We start from the raw sequence: 12,024 nt of genomic DNA, 5'->3' as shown, positions 1-12,024 counted from the left end.
CGGCCCGTCGCCGTCGGCCTCCCGTCCGGGCGGTCAGGGCCCCGTCAGCGCGGCGGCGACGCGCTCTGCGTAGCTGCGGGCCTCGGCGTCGTCGGCGTACCGGGTCCGGGGCCAGAAGAAGCCCCGCAGCCCGTCGCCCTTGGTCCGCGGCACCACGTGGGTGTGCAGGTGCGGGACCGACTGGGACACCTTGTTGTTCATGGCCACGAACGTCCCGCCGGCGCCCAGACCGATCTCCACCGCCACGGCGAGCCGCTGCACCAGCCGGAAATAGCCGGGCAGCGCCTCGGGCGGCAGGTCGGCCAGGGTCACCAGGTGGGTCCGCGGCACCACCAGCACGTGCCCCTTGAACACCGGCCGGGTGTCCAGGAACGCCACGCCGTCCGCCTCGTCGACGACCCGGAACGCGGGCACCTCACCCGCCACGATCCCGCAGAACACGCACCCACTCACCCGGCCAGGCTAGGCGCTGCCGCGCCAGGTTGCCGGTTTCGGTGCCCGATCTTGGCCACCTGTCGTCCGGCCGGAGCGGCGAGTCGTGGTGACCCGTGGTGACCCGCGGGCGGGTTCCACGCGGCGGGACGCGGCGGGCGGACTAACGTCTCGGGAATGAGTCACGGCTTCGAGACGCTCGCCATCCACGCCGGTCAGGACCCCGAGGCCCGCACCGGCGCGGTGATCCCGCCGATCTATCAGACCAGCACCTACGCCCAGGACGCCGTCGGCGCGCCCCGGGAGGGCTACGAGTACAGCCGCTCCGGCAACCCCACCCGGGACGCGCTCCAGGAATGCCTGGCCGCCCTGGAGGGCGGGCCCGTGGGCCTCGCCTTCGCCAGCGGCCTGGCCGCCGAGGACACCCTGCTGCGGACCGTCTGCAAGCCGGGGGACCACGTGGTGATCCCGGACGACGCGTACGGCGGCACCTACCGGCTCTTCGCCAAGGTGGCCGAGCGCTGGGGGCTGGACTACACCCCGGCCAAGGTCTCCGACCCGGACGCGGTGCGGGCCGCCATCCGCCCCGGCGCCACCCGGATCGTCTGGGTGGAGACGCCGACCAACCCGCTGCTCGGCATCGCCGACATCGCCGCGCTGGCCGCCGTCGCGCACGAGGCCGATGCGCTGCTGGTGGTCGACAACACCTTCGCCTCGCCGTACCTCCAGCAGCCGATCGCGTTCGGCGCGGACGTGGTGGTCCACTCGACCACCAAGTACATCGGCGGTCACTCCGACGTGGTCGGTGGCGCCCTGATCGCCGCCGACCGGACGCTCGGCGAGGAGCTGCGCTACCACCAGAACGCGATGGGCGCCGTCAACGGCCCCTTCGACGCCTGGCTCACCCTGCGCGGCATCAAGACCCTCGGGGTACGGATGGACCGGCACTGCGACAACGCCGAGCGGATCGCCGCCTACCTGGACGGTCACGCGAAGGTCGCGCAGGTCATCTACCCGGGCCTGCCGGCGCACCCCGGTCACGAGGTGGCCGCCAAGCAGATGCGCCGGTTCGGCGGGATGATCTCCTTCCGCGCGGCGGGCGGCGAGGACCACGCCGTGGAGATCTGCAACCGGGCGAAGCTCTTCGTGCTCGCCGAGTCGCTCGGCGGGGTCGAATCCCTGATCGAGCACCCGGGACGGATGACACACGCGAGCGCTGCCGGCTCGCCGCTTGAAGTTCCCGGCGATCTCGTGCGACTGTCTGTCGGCATCGAGACGGTCGACGACCTGCTCGCCGATCTGGAGCAGGCGCTGGGCTGACCGCTGGCTGGGGAGGATGGCCGTGCAGGACATCATGCCGACGACCTGGGTGGGGGCGACCGCGAAGCAGATCGCCCGCGGCGTACGCCGGGGTGACGTGTCCGCCACCCAGGTCGTGGCCGACCACCTCGACCACATCGCCCGTGCCGACGCCGAGCTTGCCGCGTTCCGCGCGGTACGCGGCGGCGAGGCGATCACCGAGGCGGAGAAGGTCGACGAGCAGGAGGACCTGGCCAACCTCCCCCTGGCCGGCGTGCCGGTCGCGGTCAAGGAGAACACCCCGGTCGCCGGCCTGCCCACGTGGAACGGGTCGGCCGCCGTGCGTACCCCGGTGGCGGAGGCCGACCACGAGGTGGTCCGCCGGCTGCGCGGCGCGGGCGCGGTGATCCTCGGCGTGACCCGGATGCCGGAGCTGGGCCTCTGGGCCCTCACCGACGACGAGACCGGGGTGACCCGCAACCCGTGGGACCCGGCGCGGACCCCCGGCGGTTCCTCCGGCGGCGCGGCCGCCGCGGTGGCCGCCGGGCTGGTGCCGATGGCGCACGGCAACGACGGCCTCGGCTCGATCCGCATCCCGGCGGCCTGCTGCGGGCTGGTCGGGCTCAAGCCCGGCCGGGGCGTGGTGCCCTGCCAGCTCGGCGCGGACGACTGGTTCGGCCTCACCGAGCACGGCGTGCTGACCGGCACGGTGGCCGACGCGGTGGTCGGCTTCTCGGTGCTGGCCGGGCGGCGCCCGGAGAAGCTGGTCCCGCCACCGCGGCTGCGGGTCGGCGTCTCGCTGCGCTCGCCGGTGCGCGGCGTCGCACCGGACGCGCCGAACCGGGACGCGGTCGCCGCCGCGGGCCGGCTGCTCGCCGCCGCCGGTCACGACACCGTCCCCGCCGACCCGGTCTACCCGACCCGGCTCGGCCTCCAGGGCATCGCCACCTGGTTCGCCGCGGCCGCCGCCGACGTGCAGGCCGCGGGCGTGGAGCGGCGTGGCCTCCAGCGGCGCAGCCGCCGGCACGTCGCGCTCGGCGAGTGGGCGCAGCGCCGGGGGTACGTGCGCGAGGCCGACCGGGCCGCCTGGCGCGAACGGTCGGTGAACTTCTTCGCCGACCACTCGGTCGACCTGCTGCTCACCCCGGCGCTGGCCGGCCCGCCGCCGGCCGCCGCCGGCTGGTCCGGCCGGTCCTGGCTGGCGAACATGAACGCCAACATCCGGTACGCCCCGTACGCCGCGCCCTGGAACATCGCCGGGTTGCCGGCGATCGTGGTGCCGGTCGGCCGCCGCCCGGACGGCCTGCCGGTCGCCGTGCAGTTCGTCGGCCCGCCCGGCTCGGAGCTGCTGCTGCTCGGCGTCGCCGGCCAGTTCGAGATGCAGGCGCCGTGGCAGCGGCACGCCCCCGGCTATCCCCGGGTCGGGACGGGGTCGCCGGCCCGCGCATGATCGTCTAGCGTGTGCGCACCCCTCCACGCGCACACCTTCCGGACGGTCGCGATGCAGTGCCAGACCTGCGGGGACGCCACATCCCCGGCGTACAACGAGTGTCAGCGCTGCGCCACGCCCCTCGGCCTGCCGGCGGTGCTGCCCGGCCGACCCACCTACCCGGTGCGCGGGTTCGGTACGGCCGCCGCGGCCGCGGTCGGTGCGGCCACCCTGCTCTATCTGCCGGGCGCGCTGTTCCCCCTGATCGGCACGCGGATGGCGCGGTCCGCCGCGGCGCAACGCGACGGCGACCTGCTGCTCGGCGCGGTGGTCGCCGAGGGGCTGCTCGCGCTGCTGTACCTGGTGGCCCTCCTGGTCGCCGGGGTGCTGGTGATCATCTGGACCTGGCGCGTGCGGAAGAACCTCGACGCGTTCCCGGGCGCACTGCCGTCCCTCGGTCCGGCCTGGGCGATCGCCGGTTGGCTGGTTCCGCTCGCCAATCTCGTCGTCCCGGCGCGGGTGCTGGCCAACGTGGCCCGGGACAGCCTGTGGCGCCGTCGGACGCCCCCGCTGGTCGCGCTCTGGTGGGCCGCCTGGCTGCTGTTCCTCGTCGCCGACGCCGCGATCAACAAGCTCGACAACGACCGGTATGCCGACCTGGCCGAGACGCCCCGAAGCCCGGCGCAGTTCGCGGCGTACGTCGACCACTATCAGCGGGCGCTCGGCCCGCGGCTCGTCCCCGCGCTGGCCTGCCTGGTTGCCGGGGTCTCGTTCGTCGTGCTGGTCCGGCGGATCTCCGCCGCGCAACAGGACCGGATCGCCAAGGCCACACCCGTCTGGTCCGGCTGGCCCGGCCACCCCGGCTGGCCCGTGCAGTCCGGCTGGCCCGTGCAGCCCGGGCACCCCGGTTGGCCGGCCGGCGCGGTCCCGGCGTACCCGGTGCAGCCCGTCACCGGCGTGTCGCCCCAGGTGGTGGAGGATCCGTCGGCGACGTCGCCGCAGGTTCCGCCGGTGTCGGGTGGCACGATCGGGGCATGACGGAACTGGTCGGTCTCGCCGACGTACAGGCCGCGCGGGAACTGCTCGCCGGCGTCACCCGCACCACCCCGCTGGAGCCGTCCCGGCCGCTCAGCGCCGCGCTCGGCGGGCCGGCCTGGTTGAAGTGCGAGAACGTGCAGCGCGCCGGGTCGTACAAGGTGCGCGGCGCGTACGTGCGGATCTCCCGGCTGTCGGCGCAGGAGCGGGAGCGCGGCGTGGTCGCGGCGAGCGCCGGCAACCACGCCCAGGGGGTGGCGCTCGCCGCCGGCCTGGTCGGGGCACACGCCACGGTCTTCATGCCGGTGAACGCGCCGCTGCCGAAGGTGGCCGCCACCAAGGGGTACGGGGCCCAGGTCGAGCTGGTCGGCAACACGGTGGACGAGTCGCTGGTCGCGGCGCAGACCTTCGCCGAGCGGACCGGGGCGGTGTTCATCCACCCGTTCGACCACCGGGACGTCATCGCTGGCCAGGGCACGGTGGCCCTGGAGATCCTCGAACAGTGCCCGGACGTGAAGACCATCGTGACCGGGGTGGGCGGCGGCGGCCTGATCTCCGGCCTCGCGGTGGTGGCCAAGGCGCTGCGCCCCGACGTACGTGTGATCGGGGTGCAGGCGGCCAGCGCCGCCGCCTTCCCGCCCTCGCTCAAGGCCGGCGAGCCGGTCCGGCTGCCGTTCTTCTCGACGATCGCCGACGGGATCGCGGTCGGCCGCCCGGGCGAGCTGACCTTCACCCACGTCCGCAAGCTGGTCGACGAGATCGTCACGGTCTCCGAGGAGGACATCTCCCGGGCGCTGCTGATGCTGCTGGAACGCGGCAAGCAGGTGGTGGAGCCGGCCGGCGCGGTCGGCGTGGCCGCGCTGCTGGCCGGTGCGGTGGAGGTGCAGGCGCCGGTGGTGGCGGTGCTCTCCGGCGGCAACATCGACCCGCTGCTGATGCTGCGGGTGATCGAGCACGGGCTGGCCGCGGCCGGCCGCTACCTGCGGATCACCGTCCGCTGCACGGACCGGCCGGGTCAGCTCGCCTCGCTGCTCAGCGAGATCGCCGAGCACCGGGCCAACGTGGTGGACGTGGTGCACCAGCGGGCCAACCCGCACCTGCGGCTCGGCGAGGTGGAGGTCGGGCTCTCGGTGGAGACCCGCGGCGTGGAGCACTCGGACACCCTCATCAGCGCCCTGCGGGCGAGCGGCTACCAGGTGGTCTTCGCCGGCGAGGGCTGAGCCCACGGACGCGACCGCCCCGGCCGGACGATGCCGGTCGGGGCGGTCGGGGTGTGGCTCGGGTCCGAGGAGCCTGTCAGCCTCGGTCGGGTCGGACCCGAGCCATCCGGCGCGGGTCCGGTTGGCGGCTAGCCGGAGAACGGCTCGAACTTGACGACCGTCACCTTGATGTCGGCCCCGCTCGGGGCCGTGTAAGTGCAGGTCTGGCCCGCCTTGCCGCCCAGGATCGCCTTGCCGAGCGCGGACTCGGGGCTGTAGACGGTGAGGTCGGTCGTGGAGGCGATCTCACGGGAGCCGAGCAGGAAGGTCTCCGTGTCGTCGGCGTCGTCGTCGAAGTAGATCGTCACGACCATGCCGGGCGACACCGTGTCGGCGGTCGGGGCCTCGCCGACCTTGGCCGTGCGGAGCAGCTCCTTCAGGTAGAGGATGCGGCCCTCGGCCTTGCCCTGCTCCTCGCGGGCGGCGTGGTAGCCGCCGTTCTCCCGCAGGTCGCCCTCCTCGCGCCGGGCGTTGATCTCGGCGGCGATCACCGGCCGGTTGGCGATGTGCTCGTCGAGCTCGGCCTGCAGGCGGTCGTACGCGTCCTGGGACAGCCAGGTGGCGGGCGCCTCGTTGTCATTGGTGGACACAGGCGATCTCCTCGTTGGTGCGGACTGGCTGACAGGTGAACTACCAAGTTACCAGTGCCGGACACGTCAGGGTGTCGCCGATCACCCCGGGTGCCGGCGTTCGGACCCGGGGTACGTGTGCCGGCGGCTCGCCGGTTCCCGGCTCAGCCGGCCGGTCGACAGCGCAGCACCTCGCCGATGAAGGGACGGGCCATGGTCGGCACCTCCTGCCGGGTCCGGACGTGCCGTTCGCCCGGCGGGGCGGTCACGGTGGCCTCGACGTGGCCCACCTCGGCGCCGTCGTGGGAGCGCGCCCGCAGCAGGCAGGTCGCCGAGCCGCCCGCGGGGACGGTGACCCGGAACTCGACCACCACCCGGGAGTCGGTGATCCCGGTGTAGGTGATCACCTCGGCGCGGTAGTCGGGGTCGCCGTACTGGTTGTAGAGCCGGGCGGCGACCAGCCCGAGGAGTGCCAGCAGGAGGGCCGCCACCAGCACGAGCAGCAGGGGACGGCGGCGCCCCGGCTCCCGGCGGCGGCCGTAGCGGCCGGGCGGGAAGACCGGTGCACCCGATGCGATTGTGGCGTGCGTCTCGCTCACCGGCGGGTATCTCCTGGCGTTGTTGTCGGCGGCATCGGCAAGAATGGCAGAGTCCATCTTCCCAGCCCGGCGCTGAGCCAAGGATGGCAGGTCGGCCCCGCCGCCGACCGGCCAGCACGGGGGCTTTCGCGGGCGCGGGGGGAGATTCCGGCAGGTCAGCCGGGCGGGCCCGGGTGGGCCGAGCCCGGCGGGCACAGACGAGGAGCACCGAAGGTGGCAGAGCAGCTGCGGCTCATGGCGGTGCACGCCCATCCCGACGACGAGTCGAGCAAGGGCGCCGCCACCATGGCGAAATACGTCGCCGAGGGGGTGGATGTCCTGGTCGTCACCTGCACCGGTGGCGAGCGGGGCAGCGTGCTCAACCCCAAGATGGACCGGCCCGACGTGTGGGCCAACATCGGCGACATCCGCCGTGCGGAGATGGACGCGGCCCGCGCCATCCTCGGCATCGAGCAGGCGTGGCTCGGCTTCGTCGACTCCGGCCTGCCCGAGGGTGACCCGCTGCCGCCGCTGCCGGACGGCTGCTTCGCCCTGGAGGAGGTCGACGTCGCGGCCGCCCCGCTGGTGCGGCTCATGCGCCAGTTCCGCCCGCACGTCGTCACCACGTACGACGAGGAGGGCGGCTACCCGCACCCCGACCACATCATGACCCACAAGGTGACCGTGGCCGCCTTCGAGGCCGCCGGCGACCCGGACCACCACCCCGAGCTGGGTGAGCCGTGGCAGCCGCTCAAGCTCTACTACGACGTGGGCTTCTCGCGGGCCAAGATCATGGCGCTGCACGAGGCGATGCTCGCCGCCGGCCTGGAGTCGCCGTACGGAGAGTGGATGAAGCGCTGGGAGGACCGTCCCGACAAGGGCGAGCGGATCACCACCCGGGTCGAGTGCGCCGAATACTTCCCGGTCCGCGACGACGCGCTGCGCGCCCACGCCACCCAGATCGACCCGGACGGCTTCTGGTTCCAGGTGCCCATGGACCTGCAGCAGCGCGCCTGGCCCACCGAGGACTTCCAGCTCGCCCGCTCGATGGTGGACAGCCCGCTGCCCGAGTCCGACCTCTTCGCCGGGGTGCGCGAGACGTGCCATGCCCGCTGACTTCCCGGCGGGCTACGCTGGTCGTCAGCCGCACATCGGAGGAACACCATGCTGACCACCGCCCAGGTGCTCGCGGAGAACAACTTCGGTGACACCCGCACGGGTGGTCTGGCCGGCCCGATGGGCCTCTTCCTCATCGTGCTGCTGGCCACCGCCACCGTCCTGTTGATCCGGAACATGAACGCCCGGCTGCGCCGGCTGCCCGACCGGTTCCCCCAGCAGGCCGGGCCGGCCGAGCCGGGTCGGGCCGACGAGACAGTCGCCGATCCGACAGACGGGACCGCCGCGCAGGAATCCCCGACGAACGCGCCCAACGGCTCCCAGCAGCGCCGGAACGGCTGAACAGCGCGTGAATCACGCCGAAGCCGGTCGTCCACCCCTGTTGCGGCCACCGGCTTTGGCTTAGCCTTCCGCCGGGGGGACTGAAAAGGCCCCGAGCCGTGCGCGGAAGGGGGGCGCCGATGTCGATGGCAGCAACGGCCCCCGACCGTGCCCTCGGGCCGCCGTCCGACGGGGTGGGCCCGTGACCTCCGGCCGGGCCGGCCAACCCCCTGACGGGCCGGGCTCGCGCGGCACGCCGGTCGGCGTCCTGCTGCTGACCGCCGCTGTCGCGGTCACCGCCCTGGCGGCCGCCGTGGTCGGCCTCACCGTCCCCGCGCACCTGCCGCCGGACGACCCGCTGCCCGGATTCGTCCGGTTCGGCGTCGCCGTCGTGGCGTTCGCCGTGGCGCAGCTCGCCCGGCTGCGCTTCCGTACCGCCTCGGGCATGGTCAGCATCACGTGGGGCGAGGCGGCCCTCGTCGTCTGCCTCTACCTCGTACCGGCCGGTTGGCTGCCGGCCGCGGCCCTGCTCGGCGCCGGGGCCGCGTGGACCGCCATGTCCCTGGTCACCGACCGCCGGCCCGCGCTGGAGCTGGTCCGGATCGCCGGTTCGCTGAGCGCCGCCACCGCGCTCGCCGCGGCGGTCGCCAGCGGGCTCGGCCGGCCGCTGCTCGCCGCGCCCACCCCGGAGCTGGCCCTCGCGCTGACCGCCGGCGCGGTGGCCTACCTGCTCACCACCGCCTGGCTGGGCGGCGCCGGCCTCGCCCTGCTGCACGGCATCCCCATCGGCCCGCCGCTGCTCGCCGCGCTCCGCGGCAAGCTGCTCATGTTCGTCGGCAACGTGGCGGTCGGCCTCGTGGTGGTCACCCTGCTGGAGCTCGACCCGCGCTGGCTGCTGCTCCTGCCGCCGCCGCTCTGGCTGCTCCAGCAGACCTACCGGCACCGACTCCGGGCCGACCAGGAGCGGCGGACCTGGCGGGCGTTCGCCGAGGCCACCGCCGCGCTCAACCAGCTCGACGAGCGGGGCGTGGCGACCGCCGCCGTGACCGGGGCGCTCACCCTGTTCGGCGCCGAGCTGGTCGAGGTGGACGTGGCCCGGGGCGACGGCCGCTGGCGCCGCTACCGGGCGGACACCGGCGCCCAGGTGCGCGACCGCGAGGTCGAGCCCCCGTCGGCCACCGGGTCCGGCGAGCACGAGCTGGTCCGGCGGCTCGCCGTGGGCAGCGCCGAGGTCGGTCAGCTGCGGGTCCGGTTCCCCCGCTCCGCCCCGCCCACGGCCCGGGAACGGGACGGTGTCGCGGCGTTCGGCGACGCGCTGGCCGCCGCCCTGCACGACGCCGCGACCCACCGCGAGCTGCGGCTGGTCACCGCCCGCTCGTCGTACGAGGCGGTGCACGACCAGCTCACCGGGCTGCTCAACCGGGCCGCCCTGCTGGCCAAGGGCGACCAGGCGTTGCGGCAGCGCGCCCACGACCACCCGGTGGCGCTGCTGCTGCTCGACATCAACCAGTTCAAAGAGGTCAACGACACGCTGGGGCACGCGGCCGGCGACCAGCTGCTGCGGCTGGCCGCGAACCGGCTGGCCACCATGACCCGTCCGGGCGACCTGCTCGGGCGGCTCGGCGGCGACGAGTTCGCCCTGCTGCTCACCACGGTCCCGGTGGTCGACGACCGGACCGCCCCGCTGGCGTACGCGCTGCGGCAGGCCCGGGAGATCGCCGAGCGGCTGGCCGCGCCGACCGAGGTGGCCGGGGTGCGCATGTCGGTCGAGGTGGCGGTCGGTGTGGTGGTCGCCGACGCGGGCACCGCCGACCTGACCGAGCTGCTGCGCCGGGCCGACATCGCCATGTACCAGGCGAAGGAGGGCGGCGGCAGCGTCGCCGCGTACGACAGCTCGCGCGACGCGGCGAGCACCGACCACCTGGCGCTGCTCGCGGAGCTGCGGGAGGCCCTGGAGGCCGACGACCAGCTCGTGCTGGCGTTGCAGCCGGCGGTGGACCTGGCCACCGGCGCCCCGACCGGGGTGGAGGCGCTGATCCGCTGGCGGCACCCGCGCCGGGGCTGGCTCGGCCCCGCGGACTTCATCCGCCCGGTGGAGAACAGCGAGCAGCTCGGCAGCTTCACCCGCTACGTGCTGGACAAGGCCCTCGCGGTCGCGGCCGACTGGGCGCGCGAGGGGCTGGACATCCCGATCTCGGTGAACCTGTCGGCGCGCAGCCTGCTCGACCCGCGGCTGCCGGCCGAGATCGGTGAGGCGCTGCGCCGGCACCAGGTCCCGCCCCACCGGCTGGTGCTGGAGATCACCGAGACGGTGGTGATGAGCGAGCTGGAGGTCATCGACGAGGTGCTGGCCACCCTCCGCGCGATGGGTGTGCAGCTCGCGGTCGACGACTTCGGCACCGGGTTCTCCTCGCTGACCTTCCTGACCCGGATCGCGGTGGACGAGTTGAAGGTGGACCGTTCCTTCGTGATCCGGATGGCCGACTCGCCGGAGGCCGCCGCGATCGTGCGGACCACCGTCGGGCTCGCGCACGAGCTCGGGCTGCGGGTGGTGGCCGAGGGCGTGGAGACCGCCGAGCAGCGGATCGCCCTGGCCGAGCTGGGCTGCACCGCCGCCCAGGGCTACCACTTCTTCAAGCCGATGCCGGCGGACAAGATCGGGGCGGTGCTCGGGTCGCTGCTGGACACCGCGCGCGGCAACGTCCTCCCGCTCCGCGCCGACGGCGCCTCCTGACGGTCGCGCGCCGCCGGGGCCCATCGCCCCGGCGACGCGGACCGGCCGGTCGCCGGCTCAGCCGCGGGGCAGCACGTCGTCCAGCACGGTGGGCAGGGTCGCCCAGTCGGCGGAGGCGATGCTGGCGTGCTTCCGGGCCAGCTCGGCCACCCGGGCCGCCGCCGCGCCGGCGTCGCCCGCGCCGACCGTCGGCGGGACGTTCTGCGCGTCGGTCATCACCAGCAGGTAGTGGTTGACGTCGTACCAGGCCGTGTCGATGCCGCCGGTGACGTACGCGGTGGCGTCGCCGTCGAAGAGCACGAACCAGGGCCGCAGGCTCGCGTCGGCGTACCGGGTGCGCGGGTCACCGGCCTGCGCCCGGTGCACGGCCGGGAAGGCACGGGCCGTGCCGAGCGTGCCGGCCGCCGCGAGGCCGGCCAGGTGGCGGGCGTACTCCACGTCGGTCCAGAGGGTGTCGGTCGGGTTGCCCTCCTCGACGGTGCCGGGGATCAGCTCGACGATCACCCGGCCGGCGAGCTGGGCCCGGCTCGGCCAGGCGTCGGCGCGCGCCGCGGCGTCCAGGCCGGCGTGACCGCCGAGCAGGTCGGCCGGGCGGAACACCCGGTCGCCGAGCCGGGCGGCCAGCACCGCGTCGAGCTGGGCAGGCCCCTGCCCGGTACGGCCGCTGAAGCCCGTCTTCAGCTCCAGCTTGAGCACGAGCGGGCCGGCGTCGGGGTGCGCGCCCAGCCAGAGCCGGATGTCGTCCAGGCAGTGCTCCAGGTTCCGGTTCCGGGTGCCGGTGTAGAGCTGGGCGGCGCTCGTGGCGGCCACGCAGTTGTTGTCGTTGCCGAGCGGGTTGGAGTGGCTGACCCGCCACTGCCGGGTCAGCACGTCCGGCCAGACGTCCAGCTCGATCAGCCCGGGCCGGGCGTCGAGCGCCTGGGCCAGGTAGGGGTAGGTGCCGCGCTCGTACGCGTTGTGGATCCCGACGGCAGTGGTGGCGGAGAAGCGGGTGTCCGCCGGGACCGTGGCGGACGCGGTGCCGGGAGCCAGCACGGATCCGGCGAGGGCGGCGAGGGCGAGCAGGGCGGGGAGTCTGCGCATGAACCGTCTCCTTCGGACGGCCCGGCGGCGCCGGGCATGCGCTGATTCAAATCAACAAAGATGAATATCGGAAGGACGGATCGTGTCCCTCGGTCCGTCACGGTCGGCTGGCGCGAGTTCACCGTGACCGACACCTCGACGATCACCCTCGCCCGCTGACGGACCGGCC

The 12,024-nt window shown here is 74.4% G+C and carries 11 protein-coding genes; 7 read left to right on the top strand and 4 right to left on the bottom strand.

Annotation, left to right across the window (positions count from 1 at the left end):
• Positions 1-33: 33 nt before the first annotated feature.
• Positions 34-453, bottom strand: a complete 420-nt coding sequence (locus tag IEY96_RS00650) for an HIT family protein (RefSeq protein WP_189192846.1) — start codon at positions 451-453, stop codon at positions 34-36.
• 156 nt (positions 454-609) lie between these two features.
• Between IEY96_RS00650 and IEY96_RS00645 the strand changes: the two genes are divergently transcribed.
• Genes IEY96_RS00645 through ilvA form a run of 4 tightly spaced genes read left to right on the top strand, consistent with a single transcriptional unit; the run spans position 610 to position 5,415 of the window.
• The gene (locus tag IEY96_RS00645; protein ID WP_189192845.1) at positions 610-1,752 is read left to right on the top strand and encodes a cystathionine gamma-synthase; all 1,143 of its coding nucleotides are present in this window, start codon (positions 610-612) and stop codon (positions 1,750-1,752) included.
• Positions 1,753-1,768: 16 nt separating this feature from the next.
• Positions 1,769-3,181: an amidase gene (locus IEY96_RS00640; protein ID WP_189192844.1), complete on the top strand. Its 1,413-nt coding sequence runs from the start codon at positions 1,769-1,771 to the stop codon at positions 3,179-3,181.
• Between the two features lie 9 nt (positions 3,182-3,190).
• Entirely contained in the window at positions 3,191-4,198 is a 1,008-nt protein-coding gene (locus IEY96_RS00635; RefSeq protein ID WP_229791329.1) for a DUF4328 domain-containing protein, read from the top strand.
• Complete coding sequence (gene ilvA, locus IEY96_RS00630; RefSeq protein WP_189192843.1) at positions 4,195-5,415, top strand: threonine ammonia-lyase; 1,221 nt, start codon at positions 4,195-4,197, stop codon at positions 5,413-5,415. Before IEY96_RS00635 ends, ilvA begins: the two co-directional genes overlap by 4 nt.
• A 128-nt stretch (positions 5,416-5,543) precedes the next feature.
• Here ilvA and greA read toward each other — a convergent pair whose 3' ends face one another.
• Together greA and IEY96_RS00620 are read right to left on the bottom strand one after the other, a co-directional pair.
• Positions 5,544-6,044 (bottom strand): transcription elongation factor GreA, encoded by a 501-nt coding sequence (gene greA, locus IEY96_RS00625; protein ID WP_189192842.1) that lies wholly within the window; start codon positions 6,042-6,044, stop codon positions 5,544-5,546.
• A 143-nt stretch (positions 6,045-6,187) separates the two neighbouring features.
• Positions 6,188-6,622 (bottom strand): DUF4307 domain-containing protein, encoded by a 435-nt coding sequence (locus IEY96_RS00620; protein WP_189192841.1) that lies wholly within the window; start codon positions 6,620-6,622, stop codon positions 6,188-6,190.
• A gap of 213 nt (positions 6,623-6,835) precedes the next feature.
• Here IEY96_RS00620 and mca point away from each other — a divergent pair, with 213 nt between their 5' ends.
• The 3 genes from mca to IEY96_RS00605 all read left to right on the top strand — a co-directional run bounded on the left by mca (position 6,836) and on the right by IEY96_RS00605 (position 10,772).
• Positions 6,836-7,717 (top strand): mycothiol conjugate amidase Mca, encoded by an 882-nt coding sequence (mca, locus tag IEY96_RS00615; protein WP_189192840.1) that lies wholly within the window; start codon positions 6,836-6,838, stop codon positions 7,715-7,717.
• A gap of 48 nt (positions 7,718-7,765) precedes the next feature.
• Positions 7,766-8,059, top strand: a complete 294-nt coding sequence (locus IEY96_RS00610; protein ID WP_189192839.1) for a hypothetical protein — start codon at positions 7,766-7,768, stop codon at positions 8,057-8,059.
• Between the two features lie 247 nt (positions 8,060-8,306).
• On the top strand, positions 8,307-10,772 hold the full coding sequence (locus tag IEY96_RS00605) for a putative bifunctional diguanylate cyclase/phosphodiesterase (RefSeq protein WP_229791381.1): 2,466 nt from the start codon (positions 8,307-8,309) through the stop codon (positions 10,770-10,772).
• A 57-nt stretch (positions 10,773-10,829) separates the two neighbouring features.
• Here IEY96_RS00605 and IEY96_RS00600 read toward each other — a convergent pair whose 3' ends face one another.
• The gene (locus IEY96_RS00600) at positions 10,830-11,855 is read right to left on the bottom strand and encodes a phosphatidylinositol-specific phospholipase C domain-containing protein (protein ID WP_189192837.1); all 1,026 of its coding nucleotides are present in this window, start codon (positions 11,853-11,855) and stop codon (positions 10,830-10,832) included.
• Between the last annotated feature and the right edge of the window lie 169 nt (positions 11,856-12,024).

Origin of the sequence: Micromonospora fulviviridis, assembly GCF_014648395.1 — a bacterium.
Classification (GTDB): domain Bacteria; phylum Actinomycetota; class Actinomycetes; order Mycobacteriales; family Micromonosporaceae; genus Micromonospora; species Micromonospora fulviviridis.
This window is presented reverse-complemented; position numbering and strand designations above follow the sequence as displayed.